At 39.6% G+C, this 25,162-nt stretch carries 25 protein-coding genes; 18 read left to right on the top strand and 7 right to left on the bottom strand.

Features of this window, described 5'->3' with window-relative positions:
- Positions 1-39 precede the first annotated feature (39 nt).
- The 11 genes from atpA to G3I01_RS05180 all read left to right on the top strand — a co-directional run bounded on the left by atpA (position 40) and on the right by G3I01_RS05180 (position 10,829).
- On the top strand, positions 40-1,620 hold the full coding sequence (gene atpA / locus G3I01_RS05130; RefSeq protein WP_219551707.1) for a F0F1 ATP synthase subunit alpha: 1,581 nt from the start codon (positions 40-42) through the stop codon (positions 1,618-1,620).
- 114 nt (positions 1,621-1,734) lie between these two features.
- Entirely contained in the window at positions 1,735-2,595 is an 861-nt protein-coding gene (gene atpG, locus G3I01_RS05135) for an ATP synthase F1 subunit gamma (protein WP_219551709.1), read from the top strand.
- Positions 2,596-2,694: 99 nt separating this feature from the next.
- Positions 2,695-3,138, top strand: coding sequence for a hypothetical protein (locus tag G3I01_RS05140; RefSeq protein ID WP_219551712.1), 444 nt, complete (start codon positions 2,695-2,697; stop codon positions 3,136-3,138).
- Between the two features lie 61 nt (positions 3,139-3,199).
- Complete coding sequence (locus G3I01_RS05145; protein ID WP_219551714.1) at positions 3,200-4,642, top strand: oligosaccharide flippase family protein; 1,443 nt, start codon at positions 3,200-3,202, stop codon at positions 4,640-4,642.
- A gap of 3 nt (positions 4,643-4,645) precedes the next feature.
- Positions 4,646-5,080, top strand: a complete 435-nt coding sequence (dut, locus tag G3I01_RS05150; protein WP_219551716.1) for a dUTP diphosphatase — start codon at positions 4,646-4,648, stop codon at positions 5,078-5,080.
- 21 nt (positions 5,081-5,101) lie between these two features.
- The gene (locus G3I01_RS05155) at positions 5,102-6,112 is read left to right on the top strand and encodes a sugar phosphate nucleotidyltransferase (protein WP_219551718.1); all 1,011 of its coding nucleotides are present in this window, start codon (positions 5,102-5,104) and stop codon (positions 6,110-6,112) included.
- A 9-nt stretch (positions 6,113-6,121) separates the two neighbouring features.
- Positions 6,122-7,486: a hypothetical protein gene (locus tag G3I01_RS05160; protein WP_219551720.1), complete on the top strand. Its 1,365-nt coding sequence runs from the start codon at positions 6,122-6,124 to the stop codon at positions 7,484-7,486.
- A complete protein-coding gene (locus tag G3I01_RS05165) occupies positions 7,486-8,256 on the top strand; it encodes a DUF4292 domain-containing protein (protein WP_219551722.1) in 771 nt (256 codons plus the stop codon). Before G3I01_RS05160 ends, G3I01_RS05165 begins: the two co-directional genes overlap by 1 nt.
- The gene (locus tag G3I01_RS05170; RefSeq protein WP_219551724.1) at positions 8,253-9,476 is read left to right on the top strand and encodes a peptidoglycan DD-metalloendopeptidase family protein; all 1,224 of its coding nucleotides are present in this window, start codon (positions 8,253-8,255) and stop codon (positions 9,474-9,476) included. Before G3I01_RS05165 ends, G3I01_RS05170 begins: the two co-directional genes overlap by 4 nt.
- 56 nt (positions 9,477-9,532) lie before the next feature.
- Positions 9,533-10,219: a hypothetical protein gene (locus tag G3I01_RS05175; RefSeq protein ID WP_219551726.1), complete on the top strand. Its 687-nt coding sequence runs from the start codon at positions 9,533-9,535 to the stop codon at positions 10,217-10,219.
- Positions 10,203-10,829 carry a porin family protein gene (locus tag G3I01_RS05180; RefSeq protein WP_219551728.1) on the top strand — a complete coding sequence of 209 codons (627 nt, stop codon included), beginning with the start codon at positions 10,203-10,205 and terminating at the stop codon, positions 10,827-10,829. Before G3I01_RS05175 ends, G3I01_RS05180 begins: the two co-directional genes overlap by 17 nt.
- Here the strand turns inward: G3I01_RS05180 and G3I01_RS05185 are convergent, their stop codons facing one another.
- Positions 10,830-11,342: an acyl-CoA thioesterase gene (locus G3I01_RS05185; RefSeq protein WP_219551730.1), complete on the bottom strand. Its 513-nt coding sequence runs from the start codon at positions 11,340-11,342 to the stop codon at positions 10,830-10,832.
- 62 nt (positions 11,343-11,404) lie between these two features.
- A complete protein-coding gene (locus tag G3I01_RS05190; RefSeq protein WP_219551732.1) occupies positions 11,405-12,334 on the bottom strand; it encodes an SPOR domain-containing protein in 930 nt (309 codons plus the stop codon).
- Positions 12,335-12,433: 99 nt separating this feature from the next.
- Between G3I01_RS05190 and dprA the strand changes: the two genes are divergently transcribed.
- A complete protein-coding gene (gene dprA / locus G3I01_RS05195) occupies positions 12,434-13,534 on the top strand; it encodes a DNA-processing protein DprA (protein WP_219551734.1) in 1,101 nt (366 codons plus the stop codon).
- Here dprA and trpS read toward each other — a convergent pair.
- Positions 13,531-14,499 (bottom strand): tryptophan--tRNA ligase, encoded by a 969-nt coding sequence (gene trpS / locus G3I01_RS05200; protein WP_219551736.1) that lies wholly within the window; start codon positions 14,497-14,499, stop codon positions 13,531-13,533. The genes dprA and trpS overlap by 4 nt on opposite strands.
- A 75-nt stretch (positions 14,500-14,574) precedes the next feature.
- On the opposite strand from trpS, the gene G3I01_RS05205 reads away from it, so the two are divergent.
- Positions 14,575-15,318, top strand: a complete 744-nt coding sequence (locus G3I01_RS05205) for a lysophospholipid acyltransferase family protein (protein ID WP_219551738.1) — start codon at positions 14,575-14,577, stop codon at positions 15,316-15,318.
- Here G3I01_RS05205 and G3I01_RS05210 read toward each other — a convergent pair.
- The 4 genes from G3I01_RS05210 to recA form a co-directional block, all read right to left on the bottom strand.
- On the bottom strand, positions 15,315-16,784 hold the full coding sequence (locus G3I01_RS05210) for a porin family protein (RefSeq protein ID WP_219551740.1): 1,470 nt from the start codon (positions 16,782-16,784) through the stop codon (positions 15,315-15,317). The two genes, G3I01_RS05205 and G3I01_RS05210, sit on opposite strands and share 4 nt — an antisense overlap.
- A complete protein-coding gene (locus tag G3I01_RS05215) occupies positions 16,781-17,329 on the bottom strand; it encodes an RNA polymerase sigma factor (protein WP_219551742.1) in 549 nt (182 codons plus the stop codon). Before G3I01_RS05215 ends, G3I01_RS05210 begins: the two co-directional genes overlap by 4 nt.
- A gap of 25 nt (positions 17,330-17,354) precedes the next feature.
- Positions 17,355-17,816 carry a hypothetical protein gene (locus tag G3I01_RS05220; RefSeq protein ID WP_219551744.1) on the bottom strand — a complete coding sequence of 154 codons (462 nt, stop codon included), beginning with the start codon at positions 17,814-17,816 and terminating at the stop codon, positions 17,355-17,357.
- Positions 17,817-17,907: 91 nt separating this feature from the next.
- Positions 17,908-18,921 carry a recombinase RecA gene (gene recA / locus G3I01_RS05225; protein ID WP_143410105.1) on the bottom strand — a complete coding sequence of 338 codons (1,014 nt, stop codon included), beginning with the start codon at positions 18,919-18,921 and terminating at the stop codon, positions 17,908-17,910.
- A 198-nt stretch (positions 18,922-19,119) separates the two neighbouring features.
- Here recA and G3I01_RS05230 point away from each other — a divergent pair, with 198 nt between their 5' ends.
- From G3I01_RS05230 to G3I01_RS05250, 5 genes are all read left to right on the top strand, one after another.
- A complete protein-coding gene (locus G3I01_RS05230; RefSeq protein ID WP_219551746.1) occupies positions 19,120-20,151 on the top strand; it encodes a rhodanese-related sulfurtransferase in 1,032 nt (343 codons plus the stop codon).
- Positions 20,152-20,363: 212 nt separating this feature from the next.
- Positions 20,364-21,539 carry a regulatory iron-sulfur-containing complex subunit RicT gene (gene ricT / locus G3I01_RS05235; protein ID WP_219551748.1) on the top strand — a complete coding sequence of 392 codons (1,176 nt, stop codon included), beginning with the start codon at positions 20,364-20,366 and terminating at the stop codon, positions 21,537-21,539.
- The gene (locus G3I01_RS05240; RefSeq protein ID WP_219551750.1) at positions 21,532-22,020 is read left to right on the top strand and encodes a gliding motility lipoprotein GldH; all 489 of its coding nucleotides are present in this window, start codon (positions 21,532-21,534) and stop codon (positions 22,018-22,020) included. The genes ricT and G3I01_RS05240 overlap by 8 nt, the downstream gene beginning before the upstream one ends.
- Before the next feature lie 17 nt (positions 22,021-22,037).
- The gene (locus G3I01_RS05245) at positions 22,038-24,350 is read left to right on the top strand and encodes a transglycosylase domain-containing protein (protein ID WP_219551752.1); all 2,313 of its coding nucleotides are present in this window, start codon (positions 22,038-22,040) and stop codon (positions 24,348-24,350) included.
- Between the two features lie 108 nt (positions 24,351-24,458).
- Complete coding sequence (locus G3I01_RS05250; protein WP_219551755.1) at positions 24,459-25,160, top strand: CoA transferase subunit A; 702 nt, start codon at positions 24,459-24,461, stop codon at positions 25,158-25,160.
- Positions 25,161-25,162 lie beyond the last annotated feature (2 nt).

A 25,162-nucleotide genomic window follows, 5' to 3' on the forward strand; every position in this document is an offset into this window, starting at 1 on the left:
CCGGTACGCCTATGGCGTTCCATTTTATCTTGAATAATTATGGCAGAAGTAAATCCTGCTGAAGTATCAGCAATATTAAAACAACAATTATCAGGTTTTGAATCCAAGGCCTCTTTAGATGAAGTAGGTACCGTTCTAACCGTAGGTGACGGTATTGCTAACGTTTATGGATTGGCTAATGCTCAGTATGGAGAATTAGTACAGTTTGAAAGCGGTCTGGAAGGGATTGTTCTTAACCTTGAAGAAGACAACGTTGGGGTAGTACTTTTAGGTCCTGCAAAAGAGATCAAAGAAGGTTCTACTGTAAAAAGAACTCAGCGTATCGCTTCTATCAAAGTAGGAGAAGGAATTGTTGGCCGTGTGGTTGATACTCTGGGGAATCCAATCGATGGTAAAGGACCTATTGAAGGTGAAACTTATGAAATGCCACTTGAGCGTAAAGCTCCTGGGGTAATTTACCGTGAGCCCGTAACCGAGCCGTTACAAACTGGTATTAAATCTATCGATGCTATGGTACCGGTAGGAAGAGGACAGCGTGAGCTTGTAATTGGTGACCGTCAAACAGGTAAGACTACTGTTTGTATCGATACCATCCTTAACCAGAAAGAATTTTATGATGCCGGTGAGCCGGTATTCTGTATATATGTAGCTATTGGGCAGAAAGCCTCTACTGTAGCAGGGATCGCAAAGGTTCTTGAAGACAAGGGAGCTTTAGCTTATACTACAATTGTTGCTGCAAACGCATCAGATCCTGCTCCAATGCAGGTGTATGCTCCATTTGCAGGTGCTGCAATTGGTGAGTACTTTAGAGATACTGGTCGTCCTGCATTGATCGTTTATGATGATCTTTCCAAGCAGGCGGTTGCTTATCGTGAGGTATCTCTTTTACTTCGTCGTCCACCAGGACGTGAGGCATATCCAGGGGATGTATTTTTCCTTCACTCAAGACTTCTTGAGCGTGCTGCGAAGGTTATTGCCGATGATGATATTGCAAAACAAATGAATGACCTTCCAGATGTTCTTAAGGACAAGGTAAAAGGAGGCGGATCACTTACCGCTCTTCCAATTATCGAAACTCAGGCAGGTGACGTATCAGCATATATCCCAACCAACGTAATTTCGATTACAGATGGACAGATATTCTTAACTTCAGACTTATTTAACTCAGGGGTTCGTCCTGCGATCGACGTAGGTATCTCTGTATCTCGTGTGGGTGGTAACGCTCAGATCAAGTCTATGAAAAAAGTTGCTGGTACTTTAAAACTTGACCAGGCTCAGTATCGTGAACTTGAAGCATTTGCTAAGTTTGGATCAGACCTTGATGCCGCTACAATGAACGTTATCTCTAAAGGTAAGCGAAACGTGGAAATCCTTAAGCAGGGACAAAATGATCCTTACCCAGTAGAAAACCAGATTGCGATCATTTACGCAGGTTCTAAGAACTTATTAAGGGATGTACCGGTAGATAAGGTAAAAGAGTTTGAAAGAGACTATCTGGAATATCTTGATGCTAAGCATAGAGATACTTTAGATACTCTTAAAGCAGGAAAATTAACTGATGAAGTTATCGATACTTTAACTCAGACTGCTAAAGAAATTTCATCTAAATATAAAAGCTAGTATTGAGTACAGGGATTTGAGATATTAGATCTCAGATTGCAGTATTTAATTTGAAAATTATAAAGGTATTGAGTAATTAATATTTAATTGCTCAATACTCAATACTAAATAAAAATGGCAAACTTAAAAGAATTACGTAGCAGGATCACTTCGGTTTCCTCAACGATGCAGATTACCAAAGCCATGAAAATGGTATCGGCTGCAAAATTGAACAAGGCCCAGGATGCAATTACTCAAATGCGTCCCTATTCTGAAAAACTGACTCAGTTGCTACAGGATTTAAGTGCTACATTAAATGATGATGCGGGAAGTAAATATGCCGAGGAACGCGAAGTGAAAAATGTTTTAATCGTTGCTATTTCATCTAATAAGGGACTGGCCGGCGCTTTTAACACCAATATTATTAAAGCGGTGAAGTATAAGGCCAAGAATGATTACAATGCCAAAAATGTAGATGTCTATACCCTTGGAAAAAAGGCCAACGATATTCTGAAGAAGGAGTATGATGTATATAAGAACAATAACGAGATCTACGACGATTTAAGCTTTGAAAATTCTTCAGCGATAGCTGAGGAATTGATGCAACTTTTCCTTGACGAGAAGTATGATAAGATCGTTCTTGTATACAATCAATTTAAAAATGCAGCTACACAAATTGTCCAACATGAACAATTTTTGCCTATTGAGCGATTTGATTCTGAGGAGAACAAACAGTTGGATTATATTTTTGAACCTTCTAAACTTGAGATCGTTAAAGATCTTATTCCTAAGTCGCTAAAAATGCAATTATTTAAGGCGCTACGAGATTCTTTTGCCTCAGAACATGGCGCACGTATGACGGCTATGCACAAGGCGACTGAGAATGCCACAGAGCTTCGGGATGATCTTAAACTTTCTTATAACAAAGCACGACAGGCTTCTATTACTAACGAGATACTTGAGATCGTTGGTGGAGCAGAAGCTCTTAACGGATAATACAGTTCGACGAATAATTTAAAAGCCCTCAATTTAGAGGGCTTTTTTTATTTGGTACATGTTTTGTTTTAATAACTTCAACTTCTAAAACCAGTAGTTATGACTAAAATATTATTCTTTATGGCCGGAGTATTAATGGTAGTACTCTTTGCTTCCTGCGGAAGCAATAAAGACCTTCAGGAAAGAGCACCCGCTCAATTCAATGAGGTTTACTACACCTACAACTCCAATGGAATAGAACTAAATATTCCTGTAATTTCTATCCAGGATGAACTGGTGAGTCTTGATGCCGTTTATTTTCACGGAATGAAGTCTGATCTTAAAAAGAGCGATGACCAGCCTAATCTATATGTTGCAAATTTCCGCATGGGGACTGGTGAAATGGTAATGGACGAAGATCCCGCTAAAGAGTATGGGAATAAACCACCTCAATTGCCAGAAGAAAGCCCGTTTTCTATAGATGACGATGAGGCTATCCTGGTGTTTACTCAGGAAGATAAAATTAAATATTATAAACTAACGGGAATTGTGGAAAAGGAATAAAGGCGAAAGCTTTTATAATCCTGATTTATTCAGATATTTGTAGTAAACCAACCCGCTCCTGTTGAGTACTTTAAAAAGATTTTTCCAAGACACTCTTATTTACGGTTTTGCAACGGTATTCCCGAGACTAATGAATTTTGTCCTGGTACCGTTGCATACTGATGTTTTACCTGCAGAGGAATACTCGGTTAATACTGTTTTTTATGTCTGGGCGGCATTTTTTAATGTTTTGCTTACCTATGGGATGGAAACCTCTTTTTTCAGGTTTTTTAGCCGGGCAAAAGAAAGTTCCAGTGTTTTTTCTACGGCCTTTATAGCACTCACGATTACTACGGTTTTATTTGCCACCGGGGTGTTTATTTTTCAGGAAGAACTTATAGCCTTAATGGACCTGGATCCTTTTTATTTCAGGTTGCTTTTTAGTGTGCTTGTCCTGGACACGCTAGTGGTAGTTCCATTTGCTTATTTAAGGGCCACAGGCAGATCTTTGAAGTTTGCGAGTATCAAAGTCCTGAATATTCTGGTGGTGGTCATCCTGAACTTTTATTTCTTGTGGTTCGTTAGGGATTATCCCCAATTCGCTCCGCAGTGGGTTTTAGATAATTACGGTCCTACAGATATTGTAGGCTATATTTTCATTGCCAACCTTGCTGCCAGTGCGGTGACCTTTCTTTTGCTTTTACCTTATTTTTTCAGGACTAAGATCAGTTTTGATACCGCTGTTTTCAAACAGATGTGGAAATACGGCTGGCCTATTATGGTTGCCGGGATCGCCTTTGTGATCAACGAAAATCTGGATAAATTGCTAATCAAGGATATGATCTCAGATGAGATCATGGGTGCCTATTCAGGTTGTTATAAATTGGCGGTTTTCATGACCATTTTTGTCCAGGCTTTTAAAATGGGAGCAGAACCTTTTTTCTTCAATCATGCAGATAAAGACAACGCAAAGGAAACTTATGCCGATATATTAAAATATTTCGTGATTTCTGGGAGCATAATTTTTCTAGTGCTGGTTTGTTTTATCGATTTTTTCAAAGCACTGGTAATTCGTGATCCTGAATACTGGATGGCCATAAGTATAGTTCCCATCATTTTGCTGGCCAATCTTTTTCTGGGGATCTATCATAACCTGTCTGTCTGGTACAAACTTACCGACAGGACCAGAACAGGAATGTATATTTCTATCCTCGGTGCTATTATCACTATTGTACTAAACCTGGCTCTGATCCCGGTACTGGGGTTTATCGCCGCTGCCTGGGCTACACTTTTCGCTTATGGTAGCATGATGCTGGTTTCCTATTTCCTAGGAAAGAAATACTATCCAGTGCCTTACGACATTAAAAAAATCACTGGTTATATATCACTTTCAGTCTTAATTGGCGCGATCTCATTTTATGTATTCCCGGGAAATTATTTCGTTGGAATACCGTTATTATTACTATTTATCGGGATAGTCTATTTTTCTGAAAAGGATCAAATTCTAAAAATCATACAATCTTAATTTATGGATGTAAAAATTATAAACAAGTCGGCTCATAAATTGCCGCATTACGAAACAGATTTTTCAGCGGGAATGGACCTTCGGGCCAATATAGATGAACCAATTACCTTAAAGCCATTAGAAAGAGCTATTGTGAAAACAGGACTTTTCATGGAGCTTCCTTTGGGATTTGAAGCCCAGGTTAGACCCAGAAGTGGGCTAGCCGCAAAAAAAGGCATTACCGTTCTTAATTCTCCTGGCACAATTGATGCCGATTATCGCGGTGAAATAGGCGTGATACTTGTAAATTTGTCCAATGAAAATTTTGTGGTGAACAACGGAGAACGCATAGCCCAAATGGTCATTGCAAAACACGAACATATTTCCTGGAAAGAGGTAGATATCCTTGGTGAAACTTCCCGTGGAGTTGGAGGATTCGGAAGTACAGGACACGAATAAAAATTAATTTAAATACTTAGAATGAAAATTATTGTACCAATGGCAGGTCGTGGTTCACGACTTCGTCCACATACTTTAACCGTACCAAAACCGTTAATTCCTATAGCTGGAAAACCTATTGTTCATCGTCTGGTAGAAGATATTGCAAAGGTTCTGGACGAGAAAATTGATGAAGTTGCCTTTATCATAGGTGAGGATTTTGGGGAGCAGGTAGAACAGGATCTTATGAAGATCGCCAATAGCCTTGGAGCTAAAGGAACTATCTATTACCAGGATAAACCTCTTGGGACTGGTCACGCGATCATGTGTGCCAAGGAATCCCTAACAGGGCCAGCGGTGGTGGCTTATGCAGATACGCTTTTTAAAGCAGATTTTAACCTGGATAAATCTGCAGATGCCGTGATGTGGGTAAAGAAAGTAGAAAATCCATCCGCTTATGGAGTGGTAAAGCTAAATGAGAACAATGAGATCACAGATCTTGTTGAGAAGCCAGAGGAATTCGTTTCAGATCTTGCGGTTATTGGAATCTATTATTTCAAAGATGTGGAAGTATTAAAGAACGAACTTCAGAACGTGCTTGATGCGAAACTTACTCGCGGTGGTGAATATCAGATCAATGACGGGATCGAAGCGATGCGTAAAAGCGGATTAAGATTTGTTCCGGGCAAGGTTGACGAATGGATGGATTGCGGAAATAAGAATGTGACCGTAGAAACGAATGGAAGAATGCTGAATTTCCTTCATAGTGATGGAGAAAAGCTAATTTCAGATTCAGTAAAGATCAAGGATTCTGAAATTACAGAGCCTTGTTATATCGGTGAAAACGTAGAATTAATAAATGCCAAAATAGGACCAAACGTTTCTATTGGCGACGGAACTAAAGTTGTAAATTCAACTATAAAAAATAGCCTTATTCAAACTTTTGCAGAAATAAAAAATGCAAATTTGGATAATGCTATGATCGGGAATCATGTTAAATTTGATGGGGACTTCACTCAAATAAGCATAGGAGATTTCTCTGTTCTGGAATAAACATTTTATATGAAAAACCTGATTATCATCCTGATCGCGGTGTTTTTGGTGATTCCGGCTAAAAGCCAGGAATTACCACGCCTTTTTCTGGATGTTAATCAGGATGATCTTGGGAATGTAAGCGATGAATTTCAGGAGTATTTCTTTGAAGCTTTAAAACAGAAGGGCATCGAGAATTATGAAAAAGCCATTACCGCTTTAGAAAAATGTCTTGAACTGGAAGCCGAAAAGGCGGTGGTTTATTTTGAATTAGGAAGAAATTACCGCGAACTTGAACAGTTCGAAAATTCCATAGTAAATCTTAAAAAAGCCCAGGAACTGGCGCCTAAGGAAGAAGCTATACTGGTGTATTTATTCCAGACCTATGGAATGACCAAGGATTATGAAGGAGCTATAGCTACGGTAAAGCAACTAATCCCATTGGATGAGGCTTATAAAGAAGATCTTGCGAATTTGTATTTCCTGAATGAAAACTACGATGAGGCCCTTAAATTATTGGATGAGCTCGACGAGGAACAGGGAGCCACTACTTACAGGAATTCGCTGAGGAGACAGGTTTTTGCACGCACCAATAATACAGGAGCACAGATAAATAATCTTCAGGAAAGCATTTCTGCAAATCCCGAGGTAGAACAAAATTACCTTAATCTAATATACATTTATAGCGAGCAGGGGGAAGATGAGGAAGCTTTTCGCGTCGCCCGGAAGCTTTTAGAGACGAATCCCGGCTCTTCCCTGGCTCACCTTGCGCTGTATAAGTTTTACCTCGACAAGAACGATACAGACGCTGCAGTGGCTTCTATGAAAATTGTTTTTGAAAGCGAGGAAATAGATGCTGAATCAAAATTTAAAGTCCTCAATGATTTTTTGAGTTTTGTTCAGGATAATCCAGATTATGAAGATGAGCTTATCGAAGTTGCCGGAAAACTGACGGAATGGGAAAATGCTCCAAGACTTTTTGAACAGCTTGGTAAATATTATCTCAAAAAGAATAACCGGGAGGATGCACTTAAATTCTTTGAATTAGGTTTGAACGAAGATCCCGGGAATTTTGAACTTATCAGGAACACTTTATTGCTACAACTGGAGTACCAGAAATTTGAATCTGCCAGAGATCTTAGCGATCTGGCTCTGGAAAGTTTTCCATCACAACCCATGCTTTATTTGTTTAAGGCTGTTGCGCTGAATAATCTTAACGATTTTGAAGCAGCTGAAGAATCTCTGATGGAAGGGCTGGATTATCTAATAGATGACAAAAGGATGGAGTATGATTTTTATTCTCAGCTCGCCCTAAGCTACAATGGTATGAATAATGCTACTAAAGCTGAAGAGTATCGCCATATGGCGGAAAATTTAAAAAAAGAAATTAACTGATGTTAAAGAAAATATTTGCCCTGATTTTGCTAACCACCTTTGTTGTATCCTGTGGTAGCAGAAAATCGACCGGAAAGATAGCAACGAAGAATGCTGAAGCTGTTTCGGTTATTAAGAAACATTATTCTAGCGAAACAAAGTTTAATACGGTTTCGGGAAAATTACGTGCTGTTTATCAGGATGAAGAAAAGACGCAGTCTGTGAACCTTAGTTTCAGGATGGAAAAGGATAAAGCGATCTGGATGAGCGCAAGTATATTGGGGTTCCCTGTAGCAAAGGCCTATATTACTCCAACCAGTGTGAGCTATTATGAAAAAGTATCACAAACTTATTTCGAAGGTGATTTTAGTCTGGTAAGCGAATTTCTGGGAACTCCCCTGGATTTTCAAAAACTTCAGAACTTATTGATAGGCCAGGCGATTTATGATCTGCGTACCGAGGAATATGATTTTGTACAATCTCCAAGAGGTTTCCAGTTCGTGAAAGATGATGCCATGCTCATGAAAAAGATGTTCCTGCTTAATCCTTCAAGTTTTAAGGCAGAAGCGCAGCAGTTGATCCAGGATAAAGACAATCGCGGATTAACGGTCACTTATGATGAATATCAGAGTATAAATGGTCTTGTATTTCCAGAAAATATAAGGATCATTGCAAACGAAGGCGGTTCGAGTACGAATATAGATCTTACCTACAGGTCTCTTACATTTAATGAGCAGGTAAGTTTCCCATTCGATATTCCCTCAGGTTATGAAGAAATCAGTTTAAAATGATTGGATTAAAGTCCCCAAAAACCCTACTCTGTTTACTATTACTAATTTTTGGCCTGAACGTTACTAATGCTCAGACCGATCGGGAAGAGCTTGAAAAAAGGCGTATCGAGCTGCGCAATGAGATCACCAGGATCAATGAGCTTAGGATCTCTAATCAGAAGAAACAGCGATCGGTATTGGTTCAGGTTGAAGATCTTAATCAGCAAATAAAAAGTACAGAAGATCTTATTAAGCTTACCAATCAGCAGGCAAACCTTTTAACCCGGGAGATCAATACCAATACCAATAAAATTGGTCAGTTAAGAAAGGAGCTGGAGAAGCTTAAGGAAGATTACGCGAGGATGATCGAGAAATCCTATAAAAGCAAATCCCAGCAGAGCAGGGTGATGTTCCTGTTGTCTTCCAAGAGCTTTTTACAGGCTTATAAGCGGCTTCAGTATATGAAACAGTATACAAACTACAGAAAGGAGCAGGGAGAGGAAATTAAGGCCAATACACAGGAATTACAGGAACTTAATGCGAGGCTGGTAAGACAAAAGGAGGAGAAGGAAAAACTTATCGCTGAAAACAGGAAAACCAGGGCAGAATTAGAAAAGAACCGTAAGTCGCAACAAACACTTATGGCCACGATCAGGCAGAAGGAGGGGCAGTTTGCTTCACAGATCAAGAAAAAGCAGAATGAAATCGATGAGATAGACCGCGCGATAGATAAAATGATACGTGAGTCTATTGCCAAGGCCAATAAAGAAAGCGGTTCAACCTCAAGAAGTACTTATAATCTTACTCCGGCGGCGAAAGCACTGGCTGCCGACTTTAATAATAACAAGGGGAAATTACCCTGGCCGGTAGAATCTGGAGTGGTGACCATGAGATTTGGACAGCAACCACATCCAGTGGTTAAATCTGTAATGGTAAATAACAATGGGGTTAGAATAGATACCGACAAAGGTGGAAAAGCACGCGCAGTTTTTAACGGAACCGTTAGTGAAGTTCAGGCGGTGAAAGGAGCTAATCAGGCTGTAATGGTAAGACATGGTGATTATATTACGATCTATAACAACCTGCAAAAAGTATATGTAAAGAGAGGGGATAAGGTTGTTACTGAACAGGAAATTGGAGAAGTTGCGACTAGCAGGGCTACCGGGAAGACAACTCTACACTTTCTTCTTTATAAGAATGACCAGAAAATGGATCCTGCTGCCTGGATCTATAGGATGTAAGATGGCAACGCAACCTTTATTGTATTTTAGCATCTAATAAATGTGATTCAATAAATATGAAAAAACTGATTCTTCTTGCGTTTCTTTTTTCACTTGTAAGTTGTGAAGAGGTGCTTATTGAAGAAAACAGTCGTATCCAGGTTAAAGGGACTTTAAGTTCCCCTCAGAACTCTTCCGTTTCCGGGATCCATATTTTTTCGGCCGGAACTTTTGAAAATACACTTGGCCCTAATACAGACAAAATTCTTGGCAGAACTGTTTCCGCGGAAAATGGCAGTTTCGATTTTATTTCCCTGGACACTTATTCTCATGATCTGCTTTTTGCCGTAAATCCTGAAGGAATTGATCATAATGCGGAATATTCCTCACTTTATTTTTTCGATCCCAGGGGAGAGCATGCCCAAATGTATGACCTCGGGGACCTTCAATTGGCAAAAAAGGTAGAGTTTAATTTAAATATTGAAAGAACTTCCCAGTCTCAGGATACTTTGCGCTATGTTCTGGATTATCAAAAACCGGTTAGAAGATTCATTTATGAAAATGGAAATTTTACAGAGCAGCCAGATAACGACAACTTTATTTCAATCAGGCGCCATTTGCCGGAAAGTGAAGCTTTAACTCTTAATTTCCCTATTATGGGGGCTACAGAGCTTATTTTCTCTTATAGCCTTGGCGATGATCCGCTGCAACAGGTTGCTATTCCCATAAATACAGAAAATACTTCCTATGATTTTGAATACTAGGCTATTTTTTATTGCTCTGTTATTTACGGGTTTTATTAAGGCCCAGGAACAGGAGATGCTTCCTAATCAATATTCTGAAGATCCGGAAACTGTATTTTTTAATTTTGAATTGTACTATCCGGTAAGCCTTGGAAATTCAACTTATTCAGATTATAAATTTGATCCTGGTTATGCCATAGATTTCAACTGGTTCTTTAGACCTGAATTTACACTAGGTGCCAGATTTGCCGTTCACCGGGGATACCCGGAGGATATTTCGAAAACCGGGAATCTAACCCGCAGCACCTTTCATCTTTTTGGTGCAGATCTGGGATATTATTTTCCGCTGGAAAAGGACTGGAACCTGCATTATAAAGCGGGAATCGGGCTTACCAGTAATGTCTATAAGGCCAAAGAAGACACATTCAGTGAAGACGGCGGTAAAGTCTGGCTCTCTGCTGAGGTTGCCAAGAGATTAGACCGCACTTTCGGATTCTTCCTAAAGGCTGGGCTGGATTATGATTTTAATACTATTGAAACTTCTTCTGAAAAGGATAATTACTTCAACCGTAACTTTCTATTCACGGTTGGAGCAGGTATCAGAATAAATTTTCAGAATCCCGGAGGATAATTATTGTTCAAATAGAGCTTTTAGTTCTGTGGCTTCGTTCGGCTTCATTTTTCCGGCAAGCACAAGGCTAAGCTGTTTCCTTCTTAAGGCAGCTTCAAAACGCTCTTTTTCGATCTTGGTTTCTGGTTCTAATGCGGGTACCTGGATTGGAGCACCGGTTTCGTCTACTGCCACAAAAGTGTAGATAGCTTCATTTGCTTTGGTTCTGCGGCCACTTTCTCTGTCTTCCACCCAAACGTCAATAAAGATCTCCATGGAGCTCTTAAAAGCTCTGGAAACGGCAGCCTCTACGGTTACTACGCTTCCTAACGGAATCGCTTTATTAAAGGCAACGTGGTTTACAGAAGCGGTAACTACAATTCTTCGGCTATGTCTTCTTGCGGCGATACTCGCAGCACGATCCATACGTGCAAGTAATTCACCTCCAAAAAGATTATTTAAGGGATTAGTTTCGCTTGGTAATACAAGGTCTGTTAATGTAGTACGTGATTCACTAGGTCCTTTAGCCTCCATATATAATTTTTTTGCAAAAGTAAGGAGGATTTAGGAGGTTTAGCCGTTAACAAAGTATTAAATTAAAGGTCCTGAACGAGTAACCAGGCGGCCTCGTTAGTTCTTTTTACTTCGTATAACTTATTAATGGCTTCTCTTCTTGACTGGTGACTTGAATATACTACTTGATGTAGACCATATTTGTTAGCGCCAATATACCTGGCTTTAAAACCGGCATCTCTTAGTTCATCAACTTTCGTATGGGCATTTTCTTCTACTCTAAAGGCTCCAGCCACGATATGGTAATTCCCGGATTGTTTTTCTACTTCAAAAGTAACTGCCGGTAAAGGATTGTCAATAACAAAAGTTGCCTGCTGAATCTGTTCCTGCAACTGACTTTCAGCTTCCTGTTGTTCCGCGATATTGTGCTTGGAAACCTGGCTGCTGTAAATATTGAGTCCGGCGAAACTTGAAACCCCAAGGGCGATAAGGCCAATTGCGGCATATTTAAGTATAGAAGATCTTCTTCTTTCCGGAGTGAATAATAGCGGAGTTTTTTCTTCCAGTTCTTCAACCTGTTTCTTGTACACTTCTCTTTGTACAGGTAATGCTTTATAAGAAGCAAGCCCGAAAGATTGTGTAAGGAAATTGATGTCGCTGAAAGGCTCAAACTGTAGTTTGTCTTCAGCATCCAGGTAGAACTTTCCAATATTTGCCAATTCTGCCTTTGCGTCGTTCTGCAGGGAATTTTCCAGGTCGTAAACGAATTCCTGGATCATGTTGTTTGCAGAATTATATTTCACAGATTCCACCTCGGCGATATAGTTCGCTAATAAACCATCATTCTTGATCAACTGCCTGTTGAAAGAGATCACTTTATTAGGTGGATAAAATTCGTTGGAATTCTCGTCTATATATGCTGACTGCTTTTGCGAAAGAAACGCACCGAAACCGGGCAAGACTACGCATTCGTATCTGTAAAGCAAATCCTGGATGTGGCTGGAAATATTCATTGGTCGCAAAAATATAGGTTATTGGTAGTGGGTTAAAGTTACCCAAAGAATTTTTATTAACAAATGTTTTTTTCTGTAAATTTATTCAAATTGGCCTGGATGAATTCTGATGACTTATTATTTGCTTTAGCTCTGCAACATATTCCAAATCTGGGAGATACAACGGCCAAAAAATTATTGAGTAAGTTCGGGAATGCGAAAAACATCTTCCAAGAAAAAAGATCAAATCTTCTAAAAATTGGGGGCGTTGGACAGATAAGGATACAGGAATTAAATAACTCTATTCATTTAAAGGCCGCCGAAGAAGAATTGAATTTTATCGAATCTAATAAAATCAAGGTTCATTATTTTCAAGACAGTGATTACCCTGAAAAATTAAAGCATTGCCTGGATGGCCCAATAATTTTATTCTCCAGAGGGAATATAGATCTTTCCCGTAAACGGGTAATTAGTGTTGTTGGAACGCGTAGAGTCACTTCTCACGGGACCTCTTTTTGTGAAGAATTAATTGAAAATTTGGCGATTCTGGATCCCGTGATAGTTTCAGGATTTGCCTATGGCGTTGATATCATCGCCCAGAAAGCTGCGGTGAAAAATGGCCTGCAAACCATAGGATGTCTGGCTCATGGTTTAAATCAGATCTACCCGAAATCCCATAAAAAGTATATGAAAGAAATCGAAGAGAACGGAGGCTTCTTTACTGATTTCTGGAGCACAGATAAGTTTGACAGGAACAATTTTTTGAAGCGAAACCGTATCATCGCAGGAATCAGTGAAGCTACCATTGTCATAGAAAGTGCTGAAAAGGGTGGGGCGTTAGTAACTGCAGATATCGCAAATTCATATGACCGGGAAGTATTTGCAGTTCCGGGCAGACCTTCAGATAAATACAGTTTAGGTTGTAATAACCTGATCAAGGCTCAAAAAGCACACGTTCTGACCTCTGCTGCAGACCTGGCCTATATTCTCAATTGGGAAATAGAAAGTAGACAAGAACCGGTTCAGAAACAATTATTCATAGACCTGGAGGAAGAGGAACAGGTACTTTACGAATTCCTGAAATCCAGTGGTAAAACCGAACTGGACCTTCTCGCCCTTAATTGCAAGGTTCCTACTTTTAAAGCTGCTTCCCTATTATTGAATATGGAATTGAAAGGGGCGATAAGACCCCTTCCCGGAAAAATGTTCGAGGTTATCTAATACCCTGATTTGGTTCTCACTTTTTTAAGAACTTTATTAGCCACCAGTCTGGCTTTCTCGGCTCCTTTTTCCAAGGCCTTATCAACCTCTTCTAGATTATTGATATAGTATTCATACTTCTCACGAGGCTGTTCGAATTTATCCTTCACAAGTTCAAAAAGCGCCTGCTTGGCATGACCGTAACCGTAATTTCCTCCTTCATAATTCCTGCGCATTTCAGCCGTTTGATCTTCGGTAGCCATAAGTTTGTAAAGGGCAAAAACATTACAGGTGTCGGGATCCTTAGGTTCCTCCAGCGGAGTACTATCAGTCTCTATACCCATGATCTGTTTCCTGAGTTTTTTATCTGTCTGGAAAATATTGATGGTATTGCCTTTAGATTTGCTCATCTTTTCACCATCGGTTCCCGGAACATACATAGTGTCTTTTTGAACGTTTGCTTCAGGTATAACAAATACTTCTCCCATTTTAGCATGAAATCTGGAGGCAACGTCTCGCGTCATTTCCAAATGCTGTAACTGATCTTTCCCTACAGGTACAATTTCAGCATCATATAAAAGTATATCTGCTGCCATCAGCATAGGATAACTAAAAAGTCCGCTGTTTACATCTTCCAACCTGTCTGCTTTATCTTTAAAAGAATGGGCAAGAGTTAGTCGCTGATATGGAAAAAAGCAGCTTAAATACCAGGATAGTTCAGTAACCTGAGGGATATCACTCTGGCGGTAAAAAACACTTCTTTCAATGTCCAGTCCACAGGCAAGCCAGGTTGCAGCTACAGAATAGGTGTTCTGCCTAAGAGTTTTGGCATCTTTGATCTGAGTAAGAGAATGCAGGTCTGCGATAAAAATAAAAGAATCATTATCTGGCTGGTTGGCCATTTCTATCGCCGGCATGATCGCTCCTAAAAGATTCCCTAAATGAGGGGTTCCTGTACTTTGTACTCCTGTAAGTATTCTGGACATTGACTTCTTGAATTTTGTTGCAAAGGTAATTTTTTTATAGAATTCACTCGGTTCATTTTACTACTTTTGGAGACTATGAGTTTTATTAAATCGGCGGCAATCCTGTTATGGCGAATCTGGTTCTATATTCTGATGATCGTCCCGATTGTTATCATGCTACCTTTTTTAATAATTTTCACTTCTTCTGAAAAGTTTTATCCGCAGTTCTTCATATGTGCACGTATATGGGCGAAAGTGATCATTTTTGGGATGGGTTTCAGTATAAAAGTTGAAGCCGACGAGATACCGGAAAAGAATAAAAGCTATATGCTGGTAGCAAATCATGCTTCTATGCTGGATATTATGTTAATGCTAAGCGTGATAAAACAGCCATTTGTTTTTATCGGGAAAATGGAATTGGGCAGAATACCGGTTTTCGGCTTCTTTTACCGGCGTACCTGTATACTGGTTGACAGAAGTAACCAGAGAAGTGGAATGGAAGCATTTGAACAGGCTCAACGAAGACTGAAACAAAAGAACAGTGTATGTATCTTTCCTGAAGGTGGTGTACCAGATGATCAATCAATCATTCTGGACCAATTTAAAGATGGTGCTTTCAGGCTGGCTATAGAACATCAAATCCCTATTGTACCCATTACCTTCCACGATAATAAAAAGCGGTTTTCCTATAATACCGTTACCGGTGAACCTGGCAAATTAAGAGTAAAGATCCATAATTTCATAGATACCAAGAAGCTTAACCTCACCTGCAGGAAAGATCTCAAAGAAAGGACTCATAAGATCATTCTGGAAGAACTTAAAAATCCCAGTTTAAACTAGAACTTGAAGTTAAGTCCTGAATAAATTCCGAAGTTAGTTGGCTGAACATCGTTCACACTATTGAACGCATTTAGCTGATATTTGAAAATGGGCTCAACACTGATACTGAACTTATCACTGAGATCATAATCCATACCCAGACCAATGTTAGTACTGAAACTGGTGTTATTGATATTTGTGGCTTCTCCCAGGTTAGTTTTGTTATTTGCAGAGATTAGATCAACCTTATTGTTATCTAAAAATAAACTGCTGGCACCTCCAATTATATTAAGGCCAAACTTTCTATCGATCAGAGCAAACTCCAGTTCTAAAGGCACTTCGATATATCCAAATTGCTGGTTTATTTCACCCGGCGTAGCAGACATTGCTGAAACCGAATTGCTGAAATCTCCGCTAAAAATTGGCAGGCCATTTCCAGCAGGTTGATTCCCCATAATTTCCAGGTTATCTTCCACCGGACTAATATTTTCAAAACCTATCGATCTGGCCGCAGGAGAATAGCTAATGTTCTGAATATTATTGCTGATGTTTACCTTGCTTATTCCTGTCCTGATGCTCAGTTTTTTGGATACCTGATAGGCAACTTTCACGCCGTAAGACAATGTAACCTCTGAAGAGGACGCGTTCTCTGAAAATTGATTGGATAATTCATTCCCACTACCAACATTATTGTAAAAAATGGGAGCGGCAAAAGTAGAGAGTCGCATTTTTTTAGAATTTTCTGCTAATGCTTTTTCCTCTTCCTCCCTGGCTTGTTTTTCCTTCTCTACCTCTGCGAGTGCATTTTCTTCCAGGATAGATTTTGTGGTGTCGATCTGCGTTTCCTCTACCTGCGCAATGTTACCGGAAGCTTTATTTACATCTGCTTCCGGTTGAATTGCACTCTTTTCCTTTTCATAAATCGGTTTAGAAGGATCAGCTTCTGAATTTGCTATTGCTTTACTTTTTTCCTGAGAGCTATTATTCTTATTTTCTTTTTTAGAAATGGAGGAATTCGTTTTTTCTTTTTCCTGTGCTATATTAGTATCTGCAACTGAAGAAATTGCTGAAGATCCTGTAGAGGATGACCGGTTATTAGAACTTCCATTTTCTTTACCTTCTTCTTTGTTGGTGTTATTATCGAAAGTTATTTCTTCGGAAGAATCGTTTGAATTGTTGTTGGATTCAGAAACTTCAGTGTTAATGTCAGTCTCGCCTTCGGTTGTTTCATCAGGATTCTCAAAAACGACTTCAGGTTCTCTGCTTACCTGATTTTCGTTGTCCACAAAAATAAGGCTGGTCACGATAAGAGCTAATACCGCAGCTACACTGCCTATTTTCATCCAAAGTGGGATGATAAAAGGCCTTTTCTTATCCTTCTTATCAAGTCTGTCAGAGATATTTTCCCATACCTTATCGCTGGGTTCTCTCTCGAAATCCTTGAATTTCTCTTGATAAATCCGGTCTATGTTCTTTTTTTCCTTCATATCGATTGAGCCGAATTTTGAATATTCTGATTTTTTTCAATCTTATCTTTTAAAGACTTCCTTGCCCTGGCAAGGTTAGACTTAGAGGTTCCTTCTGAAATATTTAGGAACTCTGCAATTTCTTTATGCGAAAAGCCATCCATAACATAAAGGTTAAATACCTGTCTGTACCTGTCTGGCAAACTTTGTACACACTCCAGAAGAAAATCTACCGAAAGATCTTCAGTTTCGATCTCGACCTCTTCCTGTTCCAGATGCTCTTCATTTCTAATTTCGTATACCTTTTGCTGGCGATGTTTCTGAAGCGCTGTATTGATTAGGATCCTTTTCATCCATCCTTCAAAAGATCCCTGATCCTTGTACTGTGATATTTTTTCAAAAATGGTGATGAACCCATCCTGAAGATTATCTTCAGCCTGCTGATAGTTATCGGAATATTTAAGGCAAACACCGAACAGCTTTCCCGCATAGATGCGATAAAGCTGTTCCTGTGCCTTTCTATCCTGTTTTTTGCAGTTTAGGATGAGATTCTTAATCTTAACCAATATTTTATTTTGATTATATCAAACTTTAGCTTGCCGGCTCAATATCCGGTTCTCCAACAGGAACTTCTATAGTTTCATAGATTGGATTGTCTTCACTATCGTTCCCCGTCCAAAGTTTAAAAATAAAAACTTCATCATCAGAAACATTTTCACTAATCATAAAATTTCGAATGGTACCTTGTTTTGTAAGACTAGCATCGTCTGTGTTACAATCTGTGAGATCGAGATTGCGGGAAGTGAGCGCATAAATAAAGAATTCCTGCGTACTGTCATCTTCTCTTCCTCCGTCAAAGCCAAGAAAAGTGTGGCAGGAGGAAGGCAGCTTGTAAGTTAATTTAATATCATAACTCTTACCAGCTTCAAAGTATCCAGGAAATTCTGAATTTGTGATGGATGCTAATCCATACTCAATGTTCGGAACGTCATCATCGGTTGAACAACTTGAAACAAATATCCCCAGGAGGATAAATAACATTAACTTTTTCATATTTACTATTCATTATTTCTATGTTATAGATGAAATGAAAGTAAAAAGGTTGCGTGTAAAGCAAAAAAAATCCCCTTTCGGGGACTTTAATTTATTCTTTAGCGATCTTGATCGCATTTTTGATCTTCTCTTCAAGTTCCTCCATAAGGTCTGGATTGTCTTTTAGCAGTGTTTTTACTGCATCACGTCCCTGACCTAATTTAGTATCTTCATAGCTGAACCACGATCCGCTTTTCTTTATGATTTCATAATCCACGCCAATATCTATGATCTCACCTATCTTGGAAACTCCCTCGCCATACATGATGTCGAATTCTGCAGTTTTAAATGGTGGAGCTACTTTGTTCTTAACAACTTTCACGCGGGTCTTGTTACCCATCACGTTATTGGCGCTGTCTTTTATTTGGGTAGACCTTCTAATGTCCAGTCTAACCGAAGCATAGAATTTAAGGGCATTACCACCGGTAGTTGTTTCAGGATTCCCGAACATTACCCCGATCTTCTCTCTTAACTGGTTAATGAAGATAACCGTACAGTTGGTTTTGCTGATAGATGAAGTAAGTTTTCTAAGGGCCTGAGACATTAATCTCGCGTGAAGCCCCATCTTAGAATCTCCCATTTCACCTTCGATCTCACTTTTTGGAGTAAGGGCGGCAACCGAGTCGATCACAATAATATCTATCGCACCAGAACGAATCAGGTTATCGGTAATTTCAAGGGCCTGTTCCCCGTTATCTGGTTGAGAAATGATAAGGTTATCAATATCTACATCCAGTTTTTCAGCATAAAATCTGTCAAAAGCGTGTTCCGCATCAATAAAGGCTGCAATTCCACCTTTTTTCTGGGCTTCAGCAATGGCGTGTAGAGTAAGTGTGGTTTTACCTGAAGATTCAGGTCCGTAAATTTCGATCACTCTTCCTCTTGGATATCCTCCAACGCCTAAGGCAAGATCAAGACCTAAAGAACCTGTAGAGATCGCATCTACATCTACTACGACCTGGTCGCTCATCTTCATCACGGTCCCTTTCCCGTAGGTTTTATCCATTTTATCAAGGGTAAGCTTTAGTGCCTTTAATTTCGCGTCTTTTTCTTTATCGTTGCTCATTTATGTGTTTTATGAATTTGAAATAAGGTCTGCTAAAATAAGATAAGTTTTGCTGCAATACAATATTTATTATTCATGATTTATGGAATTATTCCAAAAATTTGGACAAGTTGTAATGCGAACATTCGGCTATGGCTTATTAAGGGAAAAATGTATCTTTGCAAAAATTTTCTTTAACACTTAAAATATTAGTATAGCATGCAACTGTACAATAAATTGAGCGCTAAAGAAAGAGAAGCCCTTTTAGAAGAAGCCGGAGAAGACAGGCTTACGCTCTCTTTCTATGCTTACGCAAAGATCGGAAATCCCGAACTGTTCAGAAATCATTTATTCATTGCCTGGGACCAGATGGATGTTCTTGGTAGAATTTACGTGGCCCATGAAGGTATTAATGCCCAGCTTTCAGTTCCTGCGAAACGCTTTGGAGAATTCAAGGCCTTTATAGATGATATCTATTTCCTGGAAAATGTTCGTTTGAATATTGCTATTGAACACGACATCAAATCTTTCCTTAAATTAAAAGTAAAGGTTAGAACCAAGATCGTGGCCGATGGATTGAATGACGATACTTTTGATGTCACCAATAAAGGAGTACATGTTGATGCTGCTAAGTTCAATGAACTTATTAGCGATCCTAATACGGTTCTGGTGGATATGAGAAACCATTACGAAAGTGAAATTGGTCATTTTCAGGGAGCTATCACTCCAGATGTGGATACTTTCAGGGATTCATTGCCTATCATAGAAGAAGACCTTAAAGATTACAAGGAAGATAAAAACCTGGTGATGTATTGTACCGGTGGTATTCGTTGTGAAAAAGCCAGTGCATATTATAAACATCGCGGATTCAAGAATGTTTATCAGCTTGAAGGTGGTATTATTGAATACACCCGTCAGGTTGAGCAGCAGAAGCTTGAAAATAAATTCATTGGTAAGAACTTCGTTTTTGATCACAGACGTGCCGAGCGAATTTCAGAAGATGTAATTGCACAGTGTCATCAATGCGGAAAACCTTGTGATACTCATGTAAATTGCGCTAATGAAGCCTGTCATTTACTATTTATTCAGTGTGAAGAATGCGCTGAAAAAATGAACAATTGCTGTTCAGACGATTGTAAGGAGATAGCTTCGCTGCCATACGAAGAGCAAAAAGCTTTGCGAAAAGGTAAGGGAGCCAGTAATAAGATCTTTAAAAAAGGAAGATCTGAAGTTTTGCGATTTAAGCAATAGGGTTGTTTTCTAAAATGGTGGTGCCAATTAATATTGGTATATTTACTGTTGAAAATTTTTATGAACCTCAAGGAGGTGCTTTATATAGCGTGTTTGGCTAAAATTTAGCCTGTTGAAGATGAAGGAGATTCTGCGATAATTACCTGAATGGTAGGACAGAATGATGAATAAATCGAAACGCCTTAAAGTAACTTCCTCAATATATATAATATATGGCTTGCACAAGTTGCTCGACCGGCAAAGACGGTCAGCCGAAAGGATGTAAGAACAATGGAACCTGTGGAACCGACGGATGTAATAAACTTACCGTTTTCGATTGGCTTTCTAATATGTCCCTTCCCGGGGGTGTAGAACCGTTCGATTTTGTTGAAGTTCGCTTTAAGAACGGCCGCAAACATTTCTTTAAAAATACCGAAAAATTAAGTCTGAGTATCGGCGACGTGGTGGCTACAGAGGCAAGTCCAGGTCATGATGTTGGAATTGTAACTCTTACCGGGGAACTGGTTAGGGTTCAGATGAAAAAGAAGAAGGAAGATCCAGATTCTGGCGAGATCCTTAAAATATATAGAAAGGCATCCCAAAAGGATATCGATGTATGGCAGGAAGCCCGGGACCGGGAAGAAAAGATAAAACAACGTTCCAGGCAGATCGCTATCAGGCTTAATTTGAGCATGAAAATCAGTGATATCGAGTTCCAGGGAGACGGTTCAAAATGTACTTTTTATTATACCGCTGAAGATCGTGTAGATTTCCGTCAGTTGATCAAGGAGTTTGCCCGTGAGTTCAATACCCGTATAGAAATGAAGCAGATCGGTCTGCGTCAGGAAGCAGCGCGATTAGGAGGAATTGGTTCCTGTGGTCGTGAACTTTGTTGTTCTACCTGGTTAACAGATTTCAGATCTGTAAGTACTTCAGCGGCGAGATATCAGCAATTATCCCTGAATCCGCAGAAATTAGCGGGACAGTGTGGTAAACTTAAATGCTGTTTGAACTACGAACTGGATACTTATCTGGAAGCATTAAAATCTTTTCCAAAAACCGACGTTAAATTAAAGACCAAAAAAGGAACTGCGGTATGTCAGAAGATCGACATATTCAAAGGGCTTTTATGGTATGCATATGAAGGGGAATGGATGAACTGGCATACTTTAACGCCAGAACAGGCGAATAAGATAATTGCCAAGAATAAAAAAGATGAGCCTGTAGGCAGCCTGGAAGAATATGCTCTGGACCTGCAAATGGAAGAAACCGAAACCAAGAGCTTTAATAATGCCGTTGGAGAAGACAGTTTAACGCGATTTGATAAGCCTAAACAACAGCGCAAAAAGCGCAATAATAAAAAGAGAAAAAAACGTAAAGGTAATTCCTCAAGATCTAAGAATGCGTAGTGCTTTTATTGTGTCTTTTTTAGCTTTTATGATCGTTGCTTTTTCCTCATGTGACCGGAATAGGGTGTATGACGAGTATAAATCTCTAAGTGGCTGGAATAAGGATTCGGTAGTTACTTTTGAACTTAACAATATAGATTCCAGCAAGGTTTATGACCTTTTCATAAACATCAGGAATAACAATGAATACGAATACAGTAACCTTTTTTTAATCACCGAAATCAAATTTCCTCAGGGAAAAGTTATCAGTGATACCCTGGAATACGAAATGACGAAACCCAGTGGTGAATGGCTCGGCACGGGATTTGGTGATGTAAAAGAAAGTAAGCTCTGGTATAAAGAGGATGTTAGATTTGATGAACCCGGACAGTATAAAGTGACCATTCAACAGGCAATGCGCAAGAATGGTGAAGTAGATGGAATCCAGGAACTGGAAGGCATCACCCATGTCGGATTCAGGATCGAAAACAGCGATAATTAATTTTTGTGATATAAATAATGGCCCGCACAACTAAAAAAACTAAAAAACCTGCTCATAGCAATCGAAAATATATAATTGGCTTCTGGACGCTTTTCGGAATTGGAATACTTTCAGCCATTCTTATTTTTCTTCTGGCAGGTTGGGGAGCATTTGGAAAAATGCCAACCTTTGAAGAGCTTGAAAATCCTGAAACCAATCTTGCCACCGAAATATTTTCTTCAGATGGTAAAACCCTGGGAAAATATTATAGCGAAAACAGGACTCCAATTAAATATGAAGATCTTCCCGAGCATTTAGTGCAGGCACTTGTGGCAACCGAAGATGAAAGATATTACCAGCATGCAGGTATCGATGCCAAAGGTACGGTTCGTGCGGCGGTATTCCTTGGTACACGGGGTGGTGCGAGTACTATTACTCAGCAGCTGGCTAAACAATTATTCACCGCAGATGTTGCTCAGAATGATCTGCAAAGGGTTTTCCAGAAGGTGAAAGAATGGGTTATCTCCACAAGGCTTGAAAGACAATATACCAAGGAGGAAATTATTACCATGTATTTCAATAAGTATGATTTTGTTTACCAGGCAGTCGGAATACGATCTGCTTCAAAGATCTACTTTGATAAAGAGCCTAGAGAGCTAAAGATTGAAGAATCTGCAGTGCTTGTTGGTATGTTGAAGAACTCAGCTTTATATAATCCAATGAGAAGACCGGAACTGGTAAAATCCAGAAGAAACCAGGTCTTTGAACAAATGAACAGGAACGGATTTATTTCTGAGACCGAAATGGATTCTCTTCAGAAGTTACCAATGAAAATTGAGTTCACTCCTGAAGGTCATGATGAAGGAATGGCAACTTATTTCAGGGTATATCTTCAAGGATTCATGAAAAACTGGATCGAAGAAAATCCAAAGCCAGATGGCAGTGAATATAGTCTTTACAGAGATGGTCTAAAGATTTATACCAGTATCGACTCAAAAATGCAGGAATACGCAGAGAACGCAGTAACAAAACATATTGCGCATATTCAACAGGAATTTGACCGTCAAAATGAAAGTAACCCAACGGCTCCATTCAGGGATATAGATAAAAGTGAAGTGGATGGCATCGTGGAAAGCGCTATGAAAAGATCTGAGCGCTGGAGAAAAATGAAGGCTCAGGACAAATCTGAAGAAGAAATACGAAAATCCTTTACTGAAGATGCAGAGATGCGTGTTTTCAGCTGGAAAGGAACTATAGATACAGTAATGACTCCAAGGGATTCTATCCTGTATTATAAATCATTCCTTCAGGCAGGAATGATGTCTATGGCACCACAGACCGGGGAAGTGAAAGCCTGGGTAGGAGGAACAAATTTCAAGCATTTTAAATACGATCACGTAAAGCAGGGAAAAAGACAGGTTGGTTCTACATTTAAGCCTTTCGTTTATGCTACCGCGATAGATCAGTTAAAATTCTCTCCTTGTGATACCTTGCCAAAAGCTCGATTTACTATCGAGGCCGGTAAGCACGGAAACCAGAATGATTGGTCTCCTAAGAACGCGGGTAATGGTGATTACGAAGGAATGCTTACTTTGAAAGACGCCCTTGCGCAGTCAGTTAACACGGTAACGGCAAGGCTTATAGATAAAACGGGCCCGGGACCGGTAATAGATCTTGCTGAAAAGTTAGGGGTAGATGTTTCCAATATTCCTAAGGTACCATCTATCGCTTTAGGGGTTGCAGATCTTAGTCTATTCGAGATGGTTTCTGCCTTCAGCACATTTGCTAACCAGGGGGTTTACGTAAAACCTGTTGTGGTGAATAGGATTGAAGATAAGAACGGAACCGTATTATATCAGCACGTTCCTGAGACCAGAGATGTTTTGAGTAAAGAAGCTGCGTATGTAACCGTTAACTTACTGGAAGGAGTTACCCAATCTGGTTCTGGTACCAGGTTAAGGGGATCCTGGGGAACTAACAGAATAGATTATAAGCGCGCCATGACTGGTTATCCTTACGATTTCACTAATCCAATTGCGGGTAAAACCGGAACCACCCAGAACCAGAGTGATGGATGGTTTATTGGAATGGTGCCAAACCTTGCTACCGGTGTATGGGTAGGAGCAGAAGACAGGGCGGTACATTTCCCTTCGATCACTTATGGTCAGGGTGCGGCAATGGCGCTTCCAATTTGGGGAATGTATATGAAAGATGTATATGCAGATCCAGAATTGGACGTTTCAAAAGAAGCTTTTGAAAAACCTGAGAATTTAAGTATTGAAGTGAACTGTGATAATTACGGTGCAGCACGAAAAACTGATAATTCGGTTCCAGATGAGCTTGATTTTTAGAATTTTCTCAAAAATATCTACGATTATTTCCATATAAATCAAGGAAGTCGCTATTTAGCGTTGTAACCACATTTTTATTTTTGTATTTTCGGTTAAAATACTGAAAAAATGATCATAAAAACTGTTGATAACGTGCAGGAGGCCGTGAAAGGTGTAAAGGACGGAATGACGTTTATGCTGGGAGGTTTCGGACTATGCGGAATTCCCGAAAATGCCATTTCTGAGCTTGTTCGCTTAAATGTGCAAAATCTTACCTGTATCTCAAATAATGCCGGAGTCGATGACTTTGGTCTGGGACAATTGCTTCATAAAAAACAGATCGATAAAATGGTTTCTTCCTACGTTGGGGAGAATGCGATCTTCGAAAAACAAATGCTTAGTGGAGAACTTGAGGTGGAATTAATTCCGCAGGGAACTCTAGCGGCCAGATGCCAGGCTGCACAACAGGGATTTCCCGCCGTTTATACTCCGGCTGGCTACGGAACCGAAGTTGCCCAGGGAAAGGAAACACGTGAATTCGATGGCAAAATGTATGTGCTGGAAAAAGCGTTTAAAGCAGACTTCGCTTTTGTAAAAGCCTGGAAAGGCGACAAGGCCGGGAATCTTATTTTCAAGGGGACAGCAAGAAATTTCAATCCTGTAATGTGCGGATCGGCTACGATCACCGTAGCAGAGGTGGAAGAGCTTGTGGAGCCGGGTGAACTTGATCCTAATCAAATTCATATACCCGGAATCTTTGTACAAAGGATCTTTGAAGGTAAGAACTATGAGAAAAGAATTGAGCAACGCACGGTAAGACAAAAAGCATAATT

Origin of the sequence: Gramella sp. MT6 (assembly GCF_019357415.1) — a bacterium.
Lineage (GTDB): Bacteria > Bacteroidota > Bacteroidia > Flavobacteriales > Flavobacteriaceae > Christiangramia.

Coding starts and splice junctions, on each gene's coding strand:
- atpA (WP_219551707.1), top strand. CDS start 40: ATGGCAGAAGTAAATCCTGCTGAAGTATCAGCAATATTAAAACAACAA.
- atpG (WP_219551709.1), top strand. CDS start 1,735: ATGGCAAACTTAAAAGAATTACGTAGCAGGATCACTTCGGTTTCCTCA.
- G3I01_RS05140 (WP_219551712.1), top strand. CDS start 2,695: ATGACTAAAATATTATTCTTTATGGCCGGAGTATTAATGGTAGTACTC.
- dut (WP_219551716.1), top strand. CDS start 4,646: ATGGATGTAAAAATTATAAACAAGTCGGCTCATAAATTGCCGCATTAC.
- G3I01_RS05155 (WP_219551718.1), top strand. CDS start 5,102: ATGAAAATTATTGTACCAATGGCAGGTCGTGGTTCACGACTTCGTCCA.
- G3I01_RS05160 (WP_219551720.1), top strand. CDS start 6,122: ATGAAAAACCTGATTATCATCCTGATCGCGGTGTTTTTGGTGATTCCG.
- G3I01_RS05165 (WP_219551722.1), top strand. CDS start 7,486: ATGTTAAAGAAAATATTTGCCCTGATTTTGCTAACCACCTTTGTTGTA.
- G3I01_RS05170 (WP_219551724.1), top strand. CDS start 8,253: ATGATTGGATTAAAGTCCCCAAAAACCCTACTCTGTTTACTATTACTA.
- G3I01_RS05175 (WP_219551726.1), top strand. CDS start 9,533: ATGAAAAAACTGATTCTTCTTGCGTTTCTTTTTTCACTTGTAAGTTGT.
- G3I01_RS05180 (WP_219551728.1), top strand. CDS start 10,203: ATGATTTTGAATACTAGGCTATTTTTTATTGCTCTGTTATTTACGGGT.
- G3I01_RS05185 (WP_219551730.1), bottom strand. CDS start 11,342: ATGGAGGCTAAAGGACCTAGTGAATCACGTACTACATTAACAGACCTT.
- G3I01_RS05190 (WP_219551732.1), bottom strand. CDS start 12,334: ATGAATATTTCCAGCCACATCCAGGATTTGCTTTACAGATACGAATGC.
- dprA (WP_219551734.1), top strand. CDS start 12,434: ATGAATTCTGATGACTTATTATTTGCTTTAGCTCTGCAACATATTCCA.
- trpS (WP_219551736.1), bottom strand. CDS start 14,499: ATGTCCAGAATACTTACAGGAGTACAAAGTACAGGAACCCCTCATTTA.
- G3I01_RS05205 (WP_219551738.1), top strand. CDS start 14,575: ATGAGTTTTATTAAATCGGCGGCAATCCTGTTATGGCGAATCTGGTTC.
- G3I01_RS05210 (WP_219551740.1), bottom strand. CDS start 16,784: ATGAAGGAAAAAAAGAACATAGACCGGATTTATCAAGAGAAATTCAAG.
- G3I01_RS05220 (WP_219551744.1), bottom strand. CDS start 17,816: ATGAAAAAGTTAATGTTATTTATCCTCCTGGGGATATTTGTTTCAAGT.
- recA (WP_143410105.1), bottom strand. CDS start 18,921: ATGAGCAACGATAAAGAAAAAGACGCGAAATTAAAGGCACTAAAGCTT.
- G3I01_RS05230 (WP_219551746.1), top strand. CDS start 19,120: ATGCAACTGTACAATAAATTGAGCGCTAAAGAAAGAGAAGCCCTTTTA.
- ricT (WP_219551748.1), top strand. CDS start 20,364: ATGGCTTGCACAAGTTGCTCGACCGGCAAAGACGGTCAGCCGAAAGGA.
- G3I01_RS05240 (WP_219551750.1), top strand. CDS start 21,532: ATGCGTAGTGCTTTTATTGTGTCTTTTTTAGCTTTTATGATCGTTGCT.
- G3I01_RS05245 (WP_219551752.1), top strand. CDS start 22,038: ATGGCCCGCACAACTAAAAAAACTAAAAAACCTGCTCATAGCAATCGA.
- G3I01_RS05250 (WP_219551755.1), top strand. CDS start 24,459: ATGATCATAAAAACTGTTGATAACGTGCAGGAGGCCGTGAAAGGTGTA.